The 18,469-nt window shown below is 72.7% G+C and carries 19 protein-coding genes; 6 read left to right on the top strand and 13 right to left on the bottom strand.

Annotated features, from left to right (window positions below):
- Positions 1 to 162 precede the first annotated feature (162 nt).
- Positions 163 to 1,275: a ScbA/BarX family gamma-butyrolactone biosynthesis protein gene (locus ACZ6Y7_RS03770; RefSeq protein WP_465756221.1), complete on the top strand. Its 1,113-nt coding sequence runs from the start codon at positions 163 to 165 to the stop codon at positions 1,273 to 1,275.
- 6 nt (positions 1,276 to 1,281) lie between these two features.
- Here ACZ6Y7_RS03770 and ACZ6Y7_RS03765 read toward each other — a convergent pair whose 3' ends face one another.
- From ACZ6Y7_RS03765 to hemL, 7 genes are all read right to left on the bottom strand, one after another.
- Positions 1,282 to 1,671 (bottom strand): hypothetical protein, encoded by a 390-nt coding sequence (locus ACZ6Y7_RS03765; RefSeq protein ID WP_465756220.1) that lies wholly within the window; start codon positions 1,669 to 1,671, stop codon positions 1,282 to 1,284.
- A gap of 139 nt (positions 1,672 to 1,810) precedes the next feature.
- Positions 1,811 to 2,953, bottom strand: a complete 1,143-nt coding sequence (gene ccsB, locus ACZ6Y7_RS03760; protein ID WP_465756219.1) for a c-type cytochrome biogenesis protein CcsB — start codon at positions 2,951 to 2,953, stop codon at positions 1,811 to 1,813.
- Positions 2,954 to 2,956: 3 nt separating this feature from the next.
- Positions 2,957 to 4,768 (bottom strand): cytochrome c biogenesis protein ResB, encoded by a 1,812-nt coding sequence (gene resB / locus ACZ6Y7_RS03755; RefSeq protein ID WP_465756218.1) that lies wholly within the window; start codon positions 4,766 to 4,768, stop codon positions 2,957 to 2,959.
- A 2-nt stretch (positions 4,769 to 4,770) separates the two neighbouring features.
- Positions 4,771 to 5,544 carry a cytochrome c biogenesis CcdA family protein gene (locus ACZ6Y7_RS03750; protein WP_465756217.1) on the bottom strand — a complete coding sequence of 258 codons (774 nt, stop codon included), beginning with the start codon at positions 5,542 to 5,544 and terminating at the stop codon, positions 4,771 to 4,773.
- Positions 5,541 to 6,158, bottom strand: a complete 618-nt coding sequence (locus ACZ6Y7_RS03745) for a TlpA family protein disulfide reductase (protein WP_465756216.1) — start codon at positions 6,156 to 6,158, stop codon at positions 5,541 to 5,543. The genes ACZ6Y7_RS03750 and ACZ6Y7_RS03745 overlap by 4 nt, the downstream gene beginning before the upstream one ends.
- 210 nt (positions 6,159 to 6,368) lie before the next feature.
- Positions 6,369 to 7,019 carry a histidine phosphatase family protein gene (locus tag ACZ6Y7_RS03740; RefSeq protein ID WP_465756472.1) on the bottom strand — a complete coding sequence of 217 codons (651 nt, stop codon included), beginning with the start codon at positions 7,017 to 7,019 and terminating at the stop codon, positions 6,369 to 6,371.
- 92 nt (positions 7,020 to 7,111) lie between these two features.
- Positions 7,112 to 8,440, bottom strand: a complete 1,329-nt coding sequence (gene hemL / locus ACZ6Y7_RS03735; RefSeq protein ID WP_465756215.1) for a glutamate-1-semialdehyde 2,1-aminomutase — start codon at positions 8,438 to 8,440, stop codon at positions 7,112 to 7,114.
- A 465-nt stretch (positions 8,441 to 8,905) separates the two neighbouring features.
- Between hemL and ACZ6Y7_RS03730 the strand changes: the two genes are divergently transcribed.
- Positions 8,906 to 9,388, top strand: coding sequence for a hypothetical protein (locus tag ACZ6Y7_RS03730; RefSeq protein WP_121174810.1), 483 nt, complete (start codon positions 8,906 to 8,908; stop codon positions 9,386 to 9,388).
- Between the two features lie 45 nt (positions 9,389 to 9,433).
- Here the strand turns inward: ACZ6Y7_RS03730 and ACZ6Y7_RS03725 are convergent, their stop codons facing one another.
- The 3 genes from ACZ6Y7_RS03725 to ACZ6Y7_RS03715 form a co-directional block, all read right to left on the bottom strand.
- Complete coding sequence (locus tag ACZ6Y7_RS03725) at positions 9,434 to 10,873, bottom strand: MFS transporter (RefSeq protein ID WP_465756214.1); 1,440 nt, start codon at positions 10,871 to 10,873, stop codon at positions 9,434 to 9,436.
- Between the two features lie 93 nt (positions 10,874 to 10,966).
- Positions 10,967 to 11,455 carry a MarR family winged helix-turn-helix transcriptional regulator gene (locus ACZ6Y7_RS03720; protein ID WP_402226488.1) on the bottom strand — a complete coding sequence of 163 codons (489 nt, stop codon included), beginning with the start codon at positions 11,453 to 11,455 and terminating at the stop codon, positions 10,967 to 10,969.
- A gap of 63 nt (positions 11,456 to 11,518) precedes the next feature.
- Positions 11,519 to 12,805 carry a hypothetical protein gene (locus ACZ6Y7_RS03715; protein WP_465756213.1) on the bottom strand — a complete coding sequence of 429 codons (1,287 nt, stop codon included), beginning with the start codon at positions 12,803 to 12,805 and terminating at the stop codon, positions 11,519 to 11,521.
- Between the two features lie 273 nt (positions 12,806 to 13,078).
- On the opposite strand from ACZ6Y7_RS03715, the gene ACZ6Y7_RS03710 reads away from it, so the two are divergent.
- Positions 13,079 to 13,711 (top strand): DUF4291 domain-containing protein, encoded by a 633-nt coding sequence (locus ACZ6Y7_RS03710; protein WP_465756212.1) that lies wholly within the window; start codon positions 13,079 to 13,081, stop codon positions 13,709 to 13,711.
- A 69-nt stretch (positions 13,712 to 13,780) separates the two neighbouring features.
- On the opposite strand, the gene ACZ6Y7_RS03705 is transcribed toward ACZ6Y7_RS03710, so the two are convergent.
- The gene (locus ACZ6Y7_RS03705) at positions 13,781 to 15,418 is read right to left on the bottom strand and encodes an RICIN domain-containing protein (protein ID WP_465756211.1); all 1,638 of its coding nucleotides are present in this window, start codon (positions 15,416 to 15,418) and stop codon (positions 13,781 to 13,783) included.
- Between the two features lie 269 nt (positions 15,419 to 15,687).
- A complete protein-coding gene (locus ACZ6Y7_RS03700) occupies positions 15,688 to 15,927 on the bottom strand; it encodes a chaplin (RefSeq protein ID WP_465756210.1) in 240 nt (79 codons plus the stop codon).
- A gap of 573 nt (positions 15,928 to 16,500) precedes the next feature.
- On the opposite strand from ACZ6Y7_RS03700, the gene ACZ6Y7_RS03695 reads away from it, so the two are divergent.
- The 3 genes from ACZ6Y7_RS03695 to ACZ6Y7_RS03685 all read left to right on the top strand — a co-directional run bounded on the left by ACZ6Y7_RS03695 (position 16,501) and on the right by ACZ6Y7_RS03685 (position 17,616).
- Positions 16,501 to 16,743: a chaplin gene (locus tag ACZ6Y7_RS03695; RefSeq protein ID WP_465756209.1), complete on the top strand. Its 243-nt coding sequence runs from the start codon at positions 16,501 to 16,503 to the stop codon at positions 16,741 to 16,743.
- Between the two features lie 109 nt (positions 16,744 to 16,852).
- Positions 16,853 to 17,122 (top strand): chaplin, encoded by a 270-nt coding sequence (locus ACZ6Y7_RS03690; protein WP_465756208.1) that lies wholly within the window; start codon positions 16,853 to 16,855, stop codon positions 17,120 to 17,122.
- A gap of 113 nt (positions 17,123 to 17,235) precedes the next feature.
- Positions 17,236 to 17,616: a hypothetical protein gene (locus ACZ6Y7_RS03685; protein WP_465756207.1), complete on the top strand. Its 381-nt coding sequence runs from the start codon at positions 17,236 to 17,238 to the stop codon at positions 17,614 to 17,616.
- 87 nt (positions 17,617 to 17,703) lie between these two features.
- Here the strand turns inward: ACZ6Y7_RS03685 and ACZ6Y7_RS03680 are convergent, their stop codons facing one another.
- Positions 17,704 to 18,423 carry a hypothetical protein gene (locus ACZ6Y7_RS03680; RefSeq protein WP_465756206.1) on the bottom strand — a complete coding sequence of 240 codons (720 nt, stop codon included), beginning with the start codon at positions 18,421 to 18,423 and terminating at the stop codon, positions 17,704 to 17,706.
- Positions 18,424 to 18,469: the final 46 nt, after the last annotated feature.

Here is an 18,469-nt window from a genome sequence, read left to right as displayed (position 1 = left end):
GTCCGCAGGGCATTGCCCCAGCCCACCGGGCGGGTAGCGTGAACGGGCCGGGCTGGGCGGCCGGGGCACCCCAGTCGTCGAACACAAACCGGGTGGTATGTATGTTTTGCTCGGGCGTCCATGGCGGCCGCTCGACCGACACCCTGGGAGCGGGGGCCAGTCATGCCATCGATCGTAGAGCCGGACCCCCACGGCGCTCACGCCCACCCCGACGACGGCTTCGGCGCCGGGTACGACCCGGGGCACGGCATCGGCGCCGGGTACGACTTCCACGACCGCACCGTCTCCCGGCACCTGGTGCACCGCGCCTCGGTCTCCGAGGTCTTCCTCACCGGCTGGCAGGCCACCGGCCCCTACGACTTCCTGCTCGGCGCCCAGTGGCCCCGGCTGCACGGCTTCTACCGCCTGCCCGGGGACCGCTACCACGACCCGGTGCTGATGGCCGAGACCGTCCGGCAGGCCGGGCTGCTGATCGGCCACGCCGGGTTCGGGGTGCCGCGCGGCCACCACTTCGTCATGGAGGACCTCTCCTACGCGCTCGCCGAGCCAGGACTGTCCGGCCTGGCCGTCGCCGGCGGCCCGACCTCGCTGATGCTCGCCGTCGGCTGCGAGGACGTCCGGATGCGGCACGGCCGACTGGCGTCACTGCGGGTGCACGCCGAGATCACCCGGGACGGCCGGCCGATCGGCCGCGGCTCGGGCCAGCTGCGAGTGCTCTCCCCCGCCTCGTACGCCCGGCTGCGCGGCCCCGCCCGGCACGCCGTCGTCCCCTCCCGGCCGCCGGCGCCCGCCGCGCCCGAACTCGTCGGCCGCGCCCAGCCGGCCGACGTGGTGCTCAGCCCGACCCTGCGGCCGGACACCTGGCTGCTGCGCGCCGACGCCGCCCACCCCGTGCTGTTCGACCACCAGCTGGACCACGTGCCCGGGATGCTGGTGCTGGAGGCCGCCCGGCAGGCCGCCCAGCGGCTGCGCCACCCCGAACCGGTGGTGCCGGTCGAGCTGGTGACCTCGTTCGACCACTACATCGAGCTGGACCGGCCGTGCTTCGTGCGGGCGGTCCCCGAGCCCGCCGCGGACGGCCGCCGGACGCCCGTCCGGGTCCTGCTGGTCCAGGACGGCCGGACGGCGGCCGAGTGCCGGCTGCTCACCGAGCCCCTGGACGGCCCCCTGGACGGGCCCGCCGCGCGCCCGACGGTGCCGGCCCGGCGGGACGCGCTCGACGACCGCCCCGCCGCGCCGGGCCTCGGCAGCACCCGGCTGCCGCTGGCCAGCTGACGGCCGCTACGCGGCGACCAGCGCCGAGGCCGGCCGCCCGGCGTGCATCACGCTGAGGTTGGCCGCCAGTCTGACCGGGTCCTGCGCCAGCCAGAGCCGCAGCGCCGCGCCCAGGGCCGCGCTGGCCGACTCGATCCGGACGTCGGTGATCTGCGCGATGCGGGCCGCGCCGGGCACCAGCAGGTCGGCCAGCGCGGTGGGCAGCCACACCGTCAGGGCGCAGGGCGCGGGCGTCGCGATGGCCCCCAGCAGCCGGTAGGCGTCCCCCGGCGCGCTGAGCGTGGGGATGATGTCCAGCAGAGCGTCGGCCACCACCTCGGACACGTCGCTCCGGTGTCCCTGGGCGAGCCGGCGGAGCAACATGCGCTCGGCGGCGGTGATTCGGACGGTCAGCATGACCTCGTCGCACTCCATTGCGCGATTTCCTCCTCGTTCCTCCCCGTGCCGGCACGGACGGCCGACACGTACTACCCCTCTTGCACGTCGGCCCGGCTACCTCCTGCGGAAAGCCGGGCCGGTGGGTGTGTGCCCCCGGTCAGATCCCCGCGTACGAGTGCTTGCCGGTGACGAAGATGTTCACGCCGTAGTAGTTGAAGAGCCAGCAGGCGAAGGCCGCCAGCGCCAGGTACGCGGCCTTGCGGCCCTTCCAGCCGGCCGTCGCGCGGGCGTGCAGGTAGCAGGCGTAGGCGACCCAGGTGATGAACGACCAGGTCTCCTTCGGGTCCCACTCCCAGTACTTGCCCCAGGCCGCCTCGGCCCAGATCGCGCCCGCGATGATGGTGAAGGTCCACAGCGGGAAGACCAGCGCGTTGATCCGGTACGACAGCTTGTCGAAGGTCGACGCGGCGGGCAGCCGGCGCCAGATCGACGCCGAGGTGCCCAGCGGGCCGGTGGTCAGGCCGGCCGCGATCCGCTTGTCGAAGGAGTCCTTGCCCAGGTACAGCAGGGTGGCGATGAACGCCGCGTAGAAGGCGCCGCCGCAGAAGATCGCGGTGGACACGTGGATCGCCAGCCACGGCGAGTGCAGCGCCGGGACGAGCTGCTCGGAGTCGGTGTACAGCACCGTGGTGGCGATGCCGAGGGTCAGCAGCCCCGCCAGGACCACCGGCAGGCCGAGCCAGCGGACGTTCTTCTTCGACGCCAGCAGCACCAGGTAGGCGGCCGTCATCGCGAAGGCGAAGGCGCAGGAGAACTCGTACATGTTGCCCCACGGCCAGCGGGACACCGACAGGCCGCGGGCGACGATGCCGCCGCCGTGCAGCAGCAGGCCCAGGACGGTGAGCGAGACCGCGATCCGGCCGGCCAGGTCGGCCTTCTCGCTGGTGCCGGCCGCGCCCGGGCCGTCCTCGTCGTCGGCGCCGCGCCCGCTGGTGACCACCGTCGCGCCCTCGCCCGCGATCGCGGTGCGGGTGAGCGTGGTGGTGCCGCCGCCGGCCCCCGCCACGGTGACGGTGACCTTCTTGGCGGCCTTCTTCGCGCCGTTCGCCTCCGCCGCGGCGACGGTCTCGGCCAGGCTGCCCGCCTGCTCGGTCGAGCGGACGGCGACGGCGCCCTTGCTGCCGAAGGTCCACTCGATCATGTGGGCGAACATGGCGAGCGTGTAGACCACCATCGCCGAATAGATCAGCTTGTTGGAGAGGTCGGCCAGCTGGGGGTCGACCGCCGAGGCGAGTTGCACCGTCTACTCCTTGGAGTTCTGGTCGGCAGGGACTGCGGGGGCTGAGGCCTCGGCCTCGGGGTCGTCGGGCGCGGCGCCGGGGGCGTCTGGCACGGCGTCGGACGCTGCGTCGGGTGCGGCGTCGGATGCGGCCGGGTCCCCGGCCTCGTCCTCGTCCGCGTCCTCGTCCTCCGTCGCCGGGGCGTCGTCCTGGAGGTCCACCGCGAGTTCGGCCAGCTCCTCGGCGATCTTCGCCGACTCGCTGCGGGCCAGCCCGGCCAGCTCCACCTGGGTGCCGCCGCCCGGCAGGGCGACCGCCCGCACCCAGATCCGGCGGCGCTGGATGAACAGGGAGCCGATCAGGCCGAGGATCGCCAGCACGGCGCCGGTCAGGGCGATCGCGTTGCCGGGCCGGTGCGAGACGTTGAAGCTGGCCCACTGCTTGTAGCCCTCGAAGGTGACGGAGCCGTAGCCGTCGGGGAGGTTCCAGCCCTGGCCGGGCTTGAGCCGGGCCTTGGCCGGCTGGCCGTCCTGGGTGAGCTGGGTCAGCTTGCGGGTGTTGAGCTGGTAGACGTTCTGCGGCAGGCCGGAGTCGGTGCCGAGGTCGCCCGCGAAGGCGTTCAGCACCAGCTCGGGGGCGGCGTCGCCGGGGAACAGCGAGACCGGGCCGGTGCCCTCGAAGCTCAGCGGGGCGGTCGGCAGGAAGAACCCGGAGAAGCCCATCTGGGTCTTGGTGCCGTCCGGCCCGACGCCGTAGTCGGAGACCTTCACCACGCCGGTCGAGGTCAGGTTGCCGTCCTGCGGGAGGAAGGGGACGGCGCCCTGGTAGACGACGTCGCCCTTGCCGTTGCGGACGGTGATGACCGGGGCGTAGCCGTGGCCGATCAGGAAGACCTTGCTGCCGCCGATCTCCAGCGGGTGGTTGACCTCGATCGTGGACTTCTTCAGCTTCGAGGCGTCGCTGCCCTGGTAGTACTCGACGTTCGCGGTGAACTGCCGGGCGGCGCCGATCTGGTCGCCCCGGTCCTGAAACTTGGACGTGAAGCCGTCCAGCTTCAGGTAGAAGGGGTCGAGGTCCTGGCTGCCGTAGAACCGGGTGCCGTTGAAGTCGTCGAGCTGGGTGATGGTGTTCGAGTAGCCCTCGCCCTCGACCATCAGCTTGCCGCCGGTGCCGGAGGCCAGGCTGGCCCAGGCGAAGCCGCCGAGCAGCGCGAACAGCGACAGGTGGAAGAGCAGGTTGCCGACCTCGCGCAGGTAGCCCTTCTCGGCGGCCACCGCACCGCCGGACAGGTCGGCGCGGAAGCCGCGCTTGCGCAGCAGCCGGTGGGCGGCGGCGTTCACCGCCTCGGCGTCCGCCTCGGTGCGCCAGGCGGCGTGCACCGGCATCCGGGTCAGGTTGCGCGGCGCGGCCGGCGGCTTGGCCCGCAGCACTCCGACGAACTGCCAGGTGCGCGGGACGATGCAGCCCGCCAGCGAGACGAACAGCAGGATGTAGATCGCGGAGAACCAGACCGAGCTGTAGACGTCGAACAGCTGGAGCTTCTCGTAGACCGGCGCGACCGTGGTGTGCTGCGCCTTCCAGGCCTCGACCTTCAGTTGCCCCTGGCCGTTCTGGTACTGCGGGATCAGCGAGCCCGGGATGGCGGCCAGCGAGAGCAGGAAGAGCAGGATCAGCGCGACCCGCATCGAGGTCAGCTGGCGCCACATCCAGCGCGCCCAGCCGAACGCCCCTATGCCGGTGGGGCCGTCGGACTCGACCGGCGCGGTGCTGAGCCGCTCGGCGGCGGCGTCGTCCGGCGCCGGCGGCTGCTCGGTCTCGGTCGTGGTGTTGCTCACGGTCAGATTCCGATCGACGAGTCGGCGGTCCAGGACTGCAGTTCGCTCATCCAGGAGTCCCAGGTCCCGGTGACGAGCAGCAGACCGACCACGACGAGCATGCCGCCGCCGATCCGCATCACGAGCGGGTAGTGCCGCTTGACCCACCCGAAGGCGCCGAGCGCCCGGCGGAAGGCCAGCGCGGCCAGGATGAACGGTACGCCCAGGCCCAGGCAGTAGAAGGTCGTCAGCAGGGCGCCGCGCTGGGCGTCGGCCTGGTTGAGCGCCAGGTTCTGCACGGCGGTCAGGGTGGGGCCCATGCAGGGGGTCCAGCCGACGCCGAAGACGACGCCGAGCATCGGGGCGCCCAGCAGGCCGACCGCGGGGCGGCGGTGCGAGCGCACCTCGCGCATGCTCAACCCGGGCACCAGGCCCATGAAGGCCAGGCCCATCACCACGGTGAGCGAGCCCAGCACGATGTCGATGGTCCGCTTGTAGTCCCGCAGCTCCTGGCCGAAGTAGCCGAACAGCGCTCCGGTGGAGACGAACACCGCGGTGAAGCCGAGGATGAACAGCAGCACGCCGAGCAGCATCCGGCCGCGCCGCGAGCCCCGGGCGTCCGCCAGGTCGGCCGCGGAGAAACCGGTCACGTACGACAGGTAGCCGGGGACCAGCGGCAGCACGCAGGGCGAGAAGAACGACGCCAGCCCCGCCACCAGCGCGACCGGCGCGGCGACCAGCAGCGCGCCGCTCTGGACGGTCGAGGTGGTGTCGGCGAGCTGTAGTGCCCCACTCACTGCTTCTGCTCCGCGAGCACCGGCTGCAGGATCGACTCCAGCGCGTCCTGGGTCGTGCCGCCGACGGCACGGGCGGCCAGCTTGCCGTCGCGGTCGACGATCAGCGTGGTCGGGATGGACTGCGGGTTGAGGCTGCCCTTGGGGAACTTCAGCAGCTGGGTGCCGGCCGGGTCGAAGATGCTCGGGAAGGTGACGCCCTGCTCCTGCTCGAAGCGCACGGCGTTGCCCTTCTCGGTGTCCCGGGTGTTGACACCGAGGAACTGGACGCCCTGGTCCCGGTACTTGTCCGCGACGGCCTGCAGGCTCTTCGCCTCGGCCCGGCACGGACCGCACCAGGAGCCCCAGACGTTCAGCACCACGACCTTGCCCCGGTAGTCGGAGAGCTTGACCTGATTGCCCTCCAGGGTCTCCCCGGAGATGTCCGGCGCGTCCCCGCGCTGCCCGGCGTCCGCCTTCGACAGGTTGGTGCCCTTGACCGTGACGAAACCGACCTGGCCCTCGCCGCCGCCGGTGGAGCCCGCGGAGGAGCAGCCGGTGAGGGCGAGCGCGGCGACTGCGGCCACGGCGGCAGCCGCTGCGGCGACACGGGGACGGGGGCGCGTCATGGCAGACATGTGAAAAGTTTCGCATGGAGTTCCGGGCAGGTTCGGGGGGGTCCTGCCTTGCGCGTCGCACCCCCGCTGACCTGCGACGAAATCGGGTCACCCGGCGCTCGCCGGGTGACCCGAAGTCATACTTACGCACCGCTTACGGGCCGTGCGCGCGGGCGTGTGACGCCGCTCGCACGCCCCTGCGGAAGCGGCCCGACCGAGGGGCGGGGCCGCCTAGGCGCCGAAGCTCTTGCCCACCGGCTTGTCGCCCTTGCGGCCCTTGCCCACCAGGTGCGCGGGCAGCAGGTCACGGGCCGGCTCGCGGTAGCCGACCGAGACGATCTTGTCGCCCTCGAAGGTGAAGCTGGTCAGCGAGGCCAGCGAGCACTGCCGGTTGCGCGGGTCGTGCCAGAGCCGGCGGCGCTCGACGAAGGAGCGGACGATCCAGATCGGCAGCTGGTGGCTGACGCAGACCGCCTCGTGCCCGCGCGCCGCGTCCCGGGCCGCGCCGAGCGCGCCCATCATCCGCACCACCTGGTCGAGGTACGGCTCGCCCCAGGAGGGCTTGAACGGGTTGGTGAGGTACTTCCAGTAGCCCGGGTTGCGCAGCGAGCCGTCGCCGACGCCGAAGGTCTTGCCCTCGAAGACGTTCTCCGCCTCGATCAGCCGCTCGTCCACCGCGACGTCCAGGCCGTGCGCCTTGGCGATCGGCTCGGCGGTCTCCTGGGCCCGCTCCAGCGGCGAGGCCACCACGTGGGTGATGTCCCGGTCGGCCAGGTCCTCGGCCACCCGGTCGGCCATCCGCCGGCCCAGCTCGGACAGGTGGTAGTCCGGCAGGCGCCCGTACAGGACGCCCTCCGGGTTGTGCACCTCACCGTGCCGCATCACGTGGACGACGGTGATCTCTTTGGCGCTCACTTCTCGACTGCTCCTGGGGCTCGGGGTGGACTGCTGGGCCGCGGGCGCGGGGCCGCGGACTAGGCCGTGGCGGCCGCGGCGGCGCGCGCGGCGGCCGGCAGGGCGGCGGCGATCCGCTCGATCGCCCGCTCGTCGTGGGCCGCCGAGACGAACCAGGACTCGAAGGCGGACGGCGGCAGGTAGACGCCCTCGGCCAGCATCGCGTGGAAGAAGGCGGTGAATCGGTACGCCTCCTGGGTCTTCGCCTCGTCGTAGTCGGTCACGGCGGCCTCGGTGAAGAACACCGAGAACATGTTCCCGGCGGTCTGCATCCGGTGCGCGACGCCCTCCTTGGCGAGCGCCGCGGAGACCAGGCCGGAGACCTCGGTGGCGACCTTGTCCACGGTCGCGTACACCTCGTCGGTGCAGCCGCGCAGCTGGGCCAGGCCGGCCGCGGTGGCGATCGGGTTCCCGGACAGGGTGCCCGCCTGGTAGACCGGCCCGGCCGGGGCCAGGTGGGCCATCACGTCGGCCCGGCCGCCGAAGGCCGCGGCCGGGAAGCCGCCGCCCATGACCTTGCCGAAGGTCAGCAGGTCCGGCGCCCAGCCCTCGTTCGCGGCCTCCAGGCCGTACCAGCCGGCCTTGGAGACGCGGAAGCCGGTCATCACCTCGTCGGAGACGAACAGCGCGCCGTTGTCCCGGCAGAGCCGGGCCAGGCCGGCGTTGAAGCCGGGCAGCGGCGGGACGACGCCCATGTTGCCGGGCGAGGCCTCGGTGATCACGCAGGCGATCTCGCCCGGGTGGGCCGCGAAGGCCTGCTCGACGGCGGCCAGGTCGTTGTACGGCAGCACGATGGTGTCGCCGGCCTGGGCGCCGGTGACGCCCGGGGTGTCCGGCAGGCCGAAGGTGGCCACGCCGGAGCCGGCGGCGGTCAGCAGGGCGTCCACGTGGCCGTGGTAGCAGCCGGCGAACTTCACCACCTTCGCCCGGCCGGTGAAGCCGCGGGCCAGCCGGATCGCGGACATGGTGGCCTCGGTGCCGGAGGAGACCAGCCGGACCTGCTCGACCGGGGCGACCCGGGCGACGATCTCCTCGGCCAGCTCGACCTCGCCCTGGCCGGGCGTGCCGAAGGAGGTGCCGTTGGCGACGGCCCGCTGGACGGCGTCGATCACCGCCGGGTGCGCGTGGCCGAGGATCATCGGACCCCACGAGCACACCAGGTCGACGTACTCGCGGCCGTCGGCGTCGGTCAGGTAGGGGCCGGTGCCGGACACCATGAAGCGCGGCGTGCCGCCGACGGCGCGGAAGGCGCGCACCGGGGAGTTGACGCCGCCGGGCGTCACCACGGAGGCGCGGTCGAACAGCGACTGGGACTGGGGGGCTTCGTAGGGGTAGCTCACAAAAGACATGGTCTCAAATCGTGTCCTGGCGCTCTGCATGTCGGACCCGATCATCTGGAACGATGATCCGGGCACCGTTGTCTGTACGGTTGTCCGTACAGTCCGTACGGACGGGGTCGCTGACTGCCCCGGAGGACGGACCAGTCAGACTGTGTGCACAGGGTGCGCGAGCGCTCCCGTTGTGTGCAGGGGTGTGGAGAGGACTGCTGTCGGCCGCGAGTGGGTATGGCCCGCGCGTGGGCACGGCGGCGCATGACGGGTAAGGAGCACGTCCGGAGGGACGCCGGGCGTGCGGGGGTCTGTCGATTCCGGCGAATTCCGGTGAGGATGGTCCGAGTGTCCGAGGCGCAGGACGGCTACGACGAGGCCGCGGGGGGCTCCCGCAGGCCCGCCGAGGCCGCACGCGGGGGTACGGGAGCGGGTACGGGACGTGGTCGCCGCGGCGGCGAGAGGCGGGGTGAGGGACGCGTGGGGGTGACGTACAAGTACTTCGGCGCCCCCGACCGCGCCACCGCCGCCAGGGTCCCCACCGCCCTCGGACCGGGCGGGCTGGGCCTGGACGCCGGCGAACTCGGCTCGCTGGGGCGGCTCGGCGACCTGATGGAGACCAGCGGATCCCCCACCGGCCACCTCTCCACCAAGATCAAACCGGAGACCATGAGCGCCATGGTCCTCACCGGCATCCAGGGCGTCCCGCTGCACCAGGTGCCCCCGCTGGAACTCGTGGTGCTGCACCCGGACTACGCCGTCGTCCAGCTCCCCCACAACGTCGTCGAACCGCTCCGCAAGGCCGACGAGACCGAACTCGGCGCCGCCGCCTTCATCTGGTCGACCGTCCCGGACCGGCGCGGACCGCGGGACGCCTTCGTGATCTACAGCATGCTGCACGAGTGGCAGGACTTCGCCAACCGCCTGCACGACGCCGGGCACCAGCTGTACTGCCTGGTCTGGCCCTAGGGTTCACCCCGAACAAGGCTTTCTCCCCCGGCGATTGACGGGTCGTCACGTCCGGGCGGGCGACCGGAGCACGAGCGTCGCGAGCACCAGGGCCGCCGCCAGCAGGCCCGCGGCCACAGTGAAGGCGAGCCGGAAGCCCGCCGTGAGCGCCTCGGCGCCGGGGTGCCCGGCCGCCGCGAGGGCCCCGGTGCGGCCGTCGGCGAGGGTGGTGAGGACGGCGACCCCGAACGCGCCGCCGATCTGCTGGTTGGTGTTGAAGAGGCCGGAGGCGGTGCCGGCGTCCGCCGGGCCGGCGCCCGACATGCCGAGGACGGCGAGGGTGGAGAGCACCAGGCCGCCACCGCCGGCCAGCAGCATGGTCGGCAGCAGGTCGACGGCGTAGTGCGCGTCGGCGGGCAGCCTGGCGAGCAGGCCGAGAGCGGCGAGCAGCAGGGCGAGTCCGGCGAGCAGGACGCGGCGCTCGCCGAAGCGCGCGCTCAGCCGGGCGGAGAACAGCAGGGAGACCGCACCGATGGCGACGGCGGCCGGCAGCATCGCCAGGCCGGTGGCGGCGGCCCCGTACCCGAGGACGTTCTGCAGGTAGAGGGCGACCAGGATCTGGAAGCCGAACATCCCGGCGATGGTCAGCACCTGGACGAGGTTGGCGCCGGAGACCTCGCGGGAGCGGAACATCCGCAGCGGCAGCAGCGGATGGGCGGCCCGGCCCTCGTGCCACAGGAAGGCGGCCAGCAGGGCGACGGCGAGGGCGCCCGGGCCGAGGGTGCGGGCCGAGGTCCAGCCGTGCTCGCCGGTCCCGACGACGGTGTGGACGCCGAGCATCAGCGCGGCGGTGATCAGTACGGCGCCGAGGACGTCGGCGCCGGCCCGCAGGCCGGGCCCGCGCTCGGGCTCCAGCACCCGGACGGCGAGCAGGGCGGCGGCGAGGCCGAGCGGCAGGTTGATCAGGAAGATCCAGTGCCAGTCGAGGGCCTGGGTGAGGACTCCGCCGAGCACCTGGCCGATCGAGGCACCGGCCGCGCCGACGAAGCTGAACGCGCCGATCGCGCGGCCGCGTTCGCCCGGCTCGGGGAAGAGCGTGACGATCATGCCGAGGCTGACCGAGGAGGCGAGCGCGCCACCGACGCCCTGCAGGAAGCGGGTGCCGATCAGCAGCCCGGGGCTGGTGGCGAGGGCGCAGAGCAGCGAGGCGGCGGTGAAGAGCGCGAGCCCGGCGACGAACACCCGCTTGCGGCCGATCAGGTCGCCGAGTCGGCCGGCCAGCAGGAGCAGACCGCCGAAGGCGATCAGGTAGGCGTTGACGGTCCAGGTCAGCCCGGACGGCGAGAAGCCGAGGTCCTCCTGGATGGCCGGCAGGGCGACGGTGACGATCGAGCCGTCCAGGATGATCATCAGCATGCCCGCGCAGAGCACCGCCAGGGCGAGCGCGCGGGAGCGGGTGGGGGTCACGGGGGCCGCGTCGGTCGCGGCCGGGGCGTGCGTGGTCATGGCGGTTCTCCCGGTTCGTCGAGTACCGGGAAGGACGCTATCAGATTGTTTTGTTCGGGACTATCTATCTCGGGAGTAGATCTGGGGCGGGGACTACCCCCGCGCCCGGCGGGCCCGGCGCACGGTGCGTTCGCTCTCCACGGGCTCCGCGAGGTGGCCGTCCACGAGGTGCGTCAGGGCCTCGACGAACACCTCGCGCTGGGGCTGCGGCAACGACTCCAGCAGCTCGCGGTGCACCCGGTCGGCGATCGCGGTGCCCTGCACGACGGCGCGCTCGCCCGCCTCGGTGACCGAGATGATCCGCGCCCGGCGGTCGGTCGCGGACGGGCGGCGCTCGGCCAGGCCCGCCTTCTCCAGCTCGTCGACGGTGACCACCATCGTGGTCTTGTCCAGGTCCGCCAGCTCGGCCAGCTGGATCTGGGTGCGCTCGGCCTCCTGCGCGTGGAAGAGCACGCAGTACGCCCGGGGGGTGATGCCGAGCTCGGTGAAGGCGGCCGCCATCCGGGTCGCCAGCACGTGGCTCGCGTGGTCCAGCAGGCCGGAGATGTCCCGGATCTCGCGCACGGGCGGGGTCGTCGTCATACGTCCGAGGTTAGCAACGGCCCGTCTGCTGCCGGATGATCCCGTTGACAACCAACGCGGGGTCTACGGGATGCCCAACTCGAACAGCGCATAGCCGGCGTACCAGCCCGCCGCGACGGCGGGCATCGCGAACATCCCGACCAGCGAGGACGTCCGCACCCGGCGCAGCGCGAACGCCAGGCCGATGCAGAGCGGGAAGGCCGGCAGCAGGTAGCGCGAGATGTTGCCGAAGATCTGGTTGCTGCTCAGCGCGGTGGCGATGGTGAGCGCGGTGTAGACCCACAGCACCAGCGGCGGGCGGGCCCGCCAGAGCAGCACCAGCAGGCCGGGCAGGGCGATCAGCAGGGCGATCGCGATCAGGTCCGGGACGGGGTTGGACTGCCAGAAGTCCCAGTGGCCGGTGATCACGTCCATGATCGTGCGGAGCGTGGAGGCGCCGCCGTCGAAGTAGCGGTTCCAGGCGCCGCGCTGGAGCTTGAAGTAGCCGCCCCAGTCGCCCATCTTCCAGCCGACCCAGGCGACGTAGCCGACCAGGCCCCACGGGGTGATCAGCATCGCGGTCAGCGGGCGGGCCACCCCGTCGGTGCGGCGGACCAGCGCGACCAGCGCGGCGATCGACACCGCGGCGATCAGCGCGGCGGCGGTCGGCCGGTTGAGGCCCGCCACCAGCGCCAGCAGACCGGCGGTCAGCCAACGGCGGGTCATCACGCAGTAGCAGGCCCAGGCGGACAGCGCGACGAACAGCGAGTCCGAGTAGACCGCCCACTCCACCCCGGAGCCCGGGAACAGGCCCCAGATCACCGCGGCGGTCACACCCGCCCGGAAGCCGCCGAGCCGCTCGGCGATCGCGAAGATCCCGGCCGCCGCGAACAGCGAGGCGAGCACCGAGACGACGATCCCGGAGCCGTACGGACCGAGCCCGGTCACCGCGCCGACCAGCCGCATCAGCCAGGGGTAGAGCGGGAAGAAGGCCGCCGAGTTCTCGTAGTAGGTGGCCAGCGGGAAGCCGTGCAGCGGGATCAGCTGCGGGTTGTACCCGTTCTCCGCGATCCGCTGGTACCAGACGCCGTCCCAGGTGCCGAGCACGTCCCAGGGGTTGGCGCCGCCGCCGCGGCCCGGCTGCTTCTTCAGGTAGTCGCCGGTGTGCGACAGCAGCAGCTGGAAGACGGTCAGGCCGGTGGCCTTGACCACCGCGTACGCGCCCAGCGCGGGGGCGAAGCGGTCCACCAGCGCCCCGAACCGACCGGGCGCCCGGTCGGTCCGCTCCCCGGCCGGTGCGGACGCGGCCGTCGCCCCGGCGGGCGCCCCGGGCTCGGTGCTGGACGACTCGGTGCTCGATGCCGTGCTCATCTGCTCTGGGTACTCCCCGCCCCGCTCGTGGTCCGCGCGGCTCCGGCGCAACGATGTTCCCGTGAGCCTACGGCACGCTGCCCGCCGCACCCGCCGTCCCCCGCCCGCCGGGAAAACCCCTGGCGCCCGGCCCACCGCGTCCCCGACGATTCCCGGCATGCCGCACGCCCCCGCCCCCCGCCGTATCCGGGCCGCCCACACCGCCGACACCGTCACGGTCCACCAGGGCGTGTCTGACAATTCGCGTCGGACCAGCGCGCGGCGTCGGGGTGCGTGCATCGCAAGGCGGAGGAGGGAGTCCATGCGGAGCATCGGCGACCGACGACAACGCGGCGAGGTGCGTGCCCCGGCGTCGGGCGCCCGGCGGGAATTGTCAGACACGCCCCGGCGTTCCCGTGGGAGATCGCCGGGCCGGCGGCGGCCGAGGGGCGGTTCCCGGACGCGTTCGAGCGCGACCGGATGACCTGGATCAAGCCGTCGTTCCTCTGGACGATGCACCGCAGCGACTGGGGCCGCAGCCCCGGCCAGGAGCGGGTGCTGGCGCTGGAGATCAGCCGCGAGGGCTTCGACTGGGCGCTGGAGCGGGCCGTGCTGAGCGCCTACACGGGCCGGGTGCACGAGTCCCGGGCGGCGTGGAAGCGGGAGCTGCGGCAGAGCCAGGTGCGGGTCCAGTGGGACCCGGACCGCGACCTGGCGCTGCGGCCGCTGGACCACCGGGCGATCCAGGTCGGGCTGCGCGGCGAGGCGGTGCGGCGGTACGCGGACGAGTGGATCCGCCGGATCCGGGACGTCACCGCGCTGGCCGGGCGGGTGCGGCAGGAGCGGGATCCGGCGCTGCTGCCGGTCGAGACGGCGTACCCGCTGAACGCGACCGTCGCCGCCCGGTCGGGGGCGGCGACGGACTGAGCGGCTGGTGATGCGGCCGGTGGTGCGGCCGGTGGTGCGGCGGGCGGGACGGCCGGTGGTGCGGCCGGATCAGCCCTGGACGTAGACGATGCCGAGCTTGGTCAGCTGCCAGAGCTGGCCGGCGGCTCCGGTGTCGGCGGCGAGTTCGACGAGCGGGTTGCCCTTGGCGTCGAGGGTGCTGCCGGCGGCCAGGACCTTGCTCGGGTCCTGGGAGTCGGCGATCTTGTAGCGGCCGTCGCCGGCCGGCTTGAACACCCAGTGCTGGTTGCCGCCGCCGTTGCAGCGCCACTGCTGGATCCGGGTGCCGGGGGCGGTCGCGGCGGCGTTGGCGTCCAGGCACATGTCGCGGTTGCCGCTGAAGTCGAGCTCGAAGCTGCCGCCCGCCTTGGCCTCCAGCACGAAGGACTGGTTGAGCCCGCCGCCCGCCGGGTAGCTGATGGCGGCCCGGCCGTTGGTGGAGTCGCCGTAGCTGCCGCCGCCGGTGAGGTCGAGCACGTTGCCGGTGGCCGCGTTGGTCAGCTGGTACCAGGCGCCGTCCTCCGGGACGTCGCCGAACGGCTTCCCGGGGGTGAGCGGCTGGATCGACGTGGTGTTCTGCTGGTTGAGCGTGCAGAAGGCCTGGGTCAGCTCGGGCCGGGAGTAGAACTGGCCGAGGCAGACGCCCTCGCCGCGGTACCCGGCCACCCGCAGGTGGTACGACTGGCGGACCATGTTCATGCACAGCCCGGGGATGCCGATCTGCGAGTCGCAGCCGTTGCGCGCCCATTCGGAGAGGTTGATGACGTCCCCGTTGCTGTACTCGTACGGGGAGCTGGTCCACTCCGCGCAGACCTCGTGTCCGAAGGCGACCCGCCGCTGGTCCAGGTAGCGGACGCCGGGCACCTGTTCGGCCGCGCCGCGCAGCGCGTCGCTGAACGTCGGGACCACCCAGTTGTGGCCCCAGGCGAGGTCCTCGGGGAAGGCCGGGCAGCCGTCGGCGATCTTGCCGAGGTAGTCGTTGCGGCGGATGTCCGGGGTGATCGGGTTGAAGTACGACTGGTAGACCAGCTGGTAGGCGGAGTCGGCGTAGCCCGCCCTGCGCATGGTCTGCCGGATGTTCTGCAGCGCCGCGACCACCTTCGGCTGGACGCGCTGGGCGCGCCGGCGGATCTCGTCGCTGCCGATGGTGTCGCGGCAGCCCTGGTCCTTGGGGACCGGGAAGTACTGCGCGAGGCAGTGCATCATGACGCCGCTGAAGTCGAAGTCGTCGTTGGCGCCGATCGTCACCACGACCAGCTTCACGTCGTACTTGGACGCCGTGTCGGCGAGCTTGACGTCCTGTTTGGGCTCGCCGAAGTCGCCGCTGCCCGGGCCGGTGATCTTCGCCAGCTCGGGGTCGCTGACCAGGTCGCCGGTCTGGGCGCCGGAACAGGCGAGGTCGATCGGGGTCACCCCGGGGATGTCGGTGACGAAGATCTCCGACTTGGGGTGCCGGTGGCAGTAGTTGGTGGGGCTGTCGGTCTCGGGGAAGTAGCCGTCGTTGGTGTCGGTGCCGGCGCCCTCCCCGGAGATGGCGCTGTCGCCGAGGGCGACGATCGCGGCCGGTTTGACCGCGGCGGGCGCGGGGGCCGGGGCGGAGTCGGCGAGGGCGGCGGGGGCGCCGGCCAGGCCGAGGGTGGCGACGAGGGCGCCGGTGGCGAGTGCCGCCGACAGCCGTGACCTGATCACACGCGACTCCTTGCAGGGGGTGGGGGCCGCCCGGGCGGGGGCGCCGAGCGGCGCGGAGCAAGAGAGAGGAGCTGAAAAGGTGAGCAGGACTCAGATTCTAGGTACTGACAAGTAACGCAACAAGACATGTGACAACGCCGGGAGCCGGCGGCCGCAGGATTCCCCGGACAGCAACGGGAGGATTCCCCTGCAAGCAAAGGAGCCGCCGCCCCGCGCCCCAGGAGGGAAGCGCGGAGCGGCGGCTCCTACCGGCCGAACCGGGTACGGGCTCAGCCCACGTTGGCGCAGTGGTTGCCGAACGCCGGGTTCAGCAGACCGATCACGTTGATGGTGTTGCCGCACAGGTTGACCGGAACGTGCACCGGGATCTGAACCTGGTTGCCCGAGATGACACCGGGGGAACCGGCGGCGACGCCCTCGGCGCCGGAGCTGGCCATCGCGGTGCCGGCGCCGGCGGCCACGATGCCCACCACGGCCGCGCCGACGGCGGCGGTCTTCTTGATGCTCATGCGAGCCTCCTGACTGTTCAACAGAGATGCACGGGGAGTGCGACATCAAGAACGAGACCCGTCCGGACGGGTTGCGACGGTGCGCGCAGTGTCACCCGTCCGGAGCAACGGGGCCTCCCGTCGGCATTCGGGTGATCGGCCTCGGCCGGGCCGTTTCCCCGCGCGCGATCCCTCGTTCTCCCTCACGGAACCCGGTCCACCGGCCCCTACACACGAATCGAGTACCGCCCATGTGCAAGCTCGCCCACGGCGTCGTCGGCACCGCGGCCACCGGCGGCTCGATCGACGTGGCGGGCCTCCCGAACGCGGCGTCCGGCAACCCCCGCCGGAACGCCTGACCGGGAATTCCACCTGGTCGCGCCTTTGTCCGAAGCCTTTCCCGGCCGTGCGGGAATCGTTTCCGGAGGCGCTGCAGAACGGCGGCTGCGTCCACGCCCGAGCCATGGGCGGAACACGCCGGTGTGCGCCGCCCGAGTGACAATCACGGCAATCCCTGAACCCTTCGGGTGAGTATTCGTGCTCGCCCGGACACCCGACATTCCCTTCCGTCGGGCAGAAACTCGGAGGAAAGACATGCGTAACTTCAAGAAGGCCGCCGCGCTGTCGCTGGCCGCCACCGGTCTGGTGCTCGGTGCCGCCGGCGGCGCGTTCGCCAGCTCCGGTGCCGAGGGCGTCGCCGCCGGCTCCCCGGGTGTGCTCTCCGGCAACCAGATCCAGGTGCCGATCCACATCCCGCTGAACGTCTGCGGCAACAGCATCGGCCTCGTCACCATCCTGAACCCGGCGTTCGGCAACAAGTGCGCCAACATCGGCTGAACCGGCGGTCGTCCTAGTGGCGACAGCTGATTCACCGAGCCCTGCCGCGCCCCGAGTCGACGGGGCGCGGCACGCTCCCCCCCGTGTGTGATCGAGGAGATCAACCCCCATGCAGAACGTGAAGAAGGCCGCCATCCTCTCCGCTGCCGCCGCCGGCCTGGTGCTCGGCGCGGCCGGCTCCGCCGCCGCCAGCTCGGGCGCGGAGGGCGTCGCCGCCGGCTCCCCCGGTGTCGCCTCCGGCAACCAGATCCAGGTGCCGATCCACATCCCGATCAACCTGTGCGGCAACAGCATCGACGTGATCGGCGCGCTGAACCCGGCCTTCGGCAACAGCTGCGCGAACATCGACGCGCACCCGCAGCCCGCGGACGACTGCTGATCCGCGATCGGCACGTGATCCGGCCGTCCTGCCCCCCGACCAGTCGGCCGGGGGGCAGTTCGGCATCCCCGGACGGCCGTCCGGGGCCCCCGATCCACCGAAGGGTGATCCGCATGCTTTCGAAGAAGAGCGGGGCCGGGCTGGCCGCCGCCGTCGGCGCCGCGGTGCTGCTCGGCGCCGGTTCGGCGCAGGCCGCGACCGCCCCGGTCGGCCAGCCGCCCGCGGGCCCGGCCACGCTGGCCAAGACCGACGTCGGCCAGGCGCTGAACGGGACGACCTCCGGCCTCGGCTACGGCGTCGCGCCGATCAAGAGCCTGCGCCTGGACCCCTGGGCGAACTCCTCCGCCGACGTGCTCAACAACGGCGCCACCGTGAAGCCGGACCAGGGGCTGGCTCCGATCGGCACCGACACGCTGACCGGCCCGCTGAGCGCGGGCGGCGGCGTCAAGGACCTGCCGCTGGTCGGCGGGCTGACCGGCGCCCTGCCGGGCTGATCCCGCGCACGCGCCGGAGCCCGGCACCCCTTCGTGCGAGCGGGGTGCCGGGCTCCGGCGCGTCGGAACGCCCCGGTCGGAGCGGGGTCAGAGCCGGGTCAGGTCGGTCAGCCCGGCCTGCTGGACCACGCCGGTGGCGGTGGCGGTGGTGGCCGCCGGGTCGGCCAGGCCGGTCTGCCCGACCACCTCGGTGGCGGTCGCCGCGGTCGTGGTGGTCAGGTCGTTCACCTCGTCGGTGACCGAGAGCCGGTGGTCCTCGCCGCCGAGGCTGGCATTGGCACCGGGGACGGCCTGCACGGCGCCGGTGACCAGCCGCGGGTCGAGCTCGTCCACCTTGAGCCGGCCGTCGGCGAGCTGGCCGGCGCCGTCCTTGGCGAGCGAGAGCGGCTTGCCGAGGGTGAGGCCGGGGGTGTCGGCGTGCAGCGGCGCGGCCGGGGCGTCCAGCAGCACCTGGCCGAGGTCGGCGCCCTGGTCGACCAGCGGCAGCGGCAGTTCGGCCTTGGCGCTCGGGCCGACCTTGCCGGTGCTCAGCTGGGGGACGATCCGCTCCGGGATCAGTTCGGTGCTGGTGCTGGTGGTGCGGCCGGGCACCGGCGGCATGACCAGCGAGGTCGGGATGCCGGCCGAGAGGTGGCTGCCCAGCGGGGTGAGCGGGATGTCCGCCGGGACCTGCTGGGTGGCCAGCGCGTCCTCCAGGGCTCCGACCTGGTCGGGGCCGACCGGGGCGGCCGAGGCCGATCCCTGGGAGGCGAGCATGCCCGCACCGACCGCCAGCAGCATCGCGCCGGCCCGCTTGGAGAACTTCATGCTTTTCACCGTTCTGCTGTCCGTACTGGGGATCACTGAGGAAGGG

The sequence above is a fragment of the Kitasatospora sp. NPDC053308 genome, from assembly GCF_055585785.1.
Note: the sequence above shows the minus strand (reverse complement) of the source record. Positions and strands in the feature narration are given on the sequence as shown.